Here is a 682-nt window from a genome sequence, read left to right on the forward strand (position 1 = left end):
GTAGCTTTTTCTTTAAGCTCTATGAAAAGAAAACCATTACTCTTTGCAGCTTCTTTAGCTGGGCTTGTCAAGTTTTTGACTACAATATATTTTAAATGGGGGATATCTTTTAGGCTTAAAGTTCTTCCAAATTCTTTGTTAATTACTTTTACATCAACTTCTTTATTCCAATTTTTGCAAGATACATAAACCCTAAGTTATTATAAACTATTTTCTCAGTCATATGCATCTACTTCTAAATATTTACCGCTTCAGATGCAGTTGCAGAGAGAATAAAGGCTGCAAATTCATCTACTTCTAAATATTTACCGCTTCTGGTTAACAACTTTGCATTCAAATCTATTTGAAACCCTAGTTCGCTCAATAAATTAAAATATGTGTTTATGTTAATATTTTGCTGTTTTTATGTTTAATCATATTATTTTGCAAATATAAGGTTTAATTTTAGGCTTTCATAAATTATTTTGGTCATATTTTACTTATATAATAATCAATAGAAATTTATTTTTATAATTAGTTTGCTAAAACTACTTTTACATATAATATAGAAATTATTCCAATAACTTTCAATTCCATTTCATGGATTCTGTTATTTTATTTATTGATGTAAATCTTATTTTAAATTCCACTTTCAATTCCATTTCATGGATTCACTTTTTTGATTATCTTAATTATTTATTTG

The 682-nt window shown here is 25.2% G+C and carries 2 protein-coding genes; both read right to left on the minus strand.

The genetic code is table 11. The annotated features are described in order from the left end of the window. Positions 1 to 143 (minus strand): hypothetical protein (locus ACP5GV_RS08095; RefSeq protein ID WP_428103295.1); only part of this gene is annotated, 143 nt, incomplete at its 3' end. Positions 144 to 235: 92 nt separating this feature from the next. Further along, positions 236 to 364 (minus strand): hypothetical protein, encoded by a 129-nt coding sequence (locus tag ACP5GV_RS08100; protein ID WP_428103293.1) that lies wholly within the window; start codon positions 362 to 364, stop codon positions 236 to 238. Positions 365 to 682 lie beyond the last annotated feature (318 nt).

Source organism: Caldisphaera sp. (assembly GCF_049974385.1).
GTDB lineage: Archaea > Thermoproteota > Thermoprotei_A > Sulfolobales > Acidilobaceae > Caldisphaera.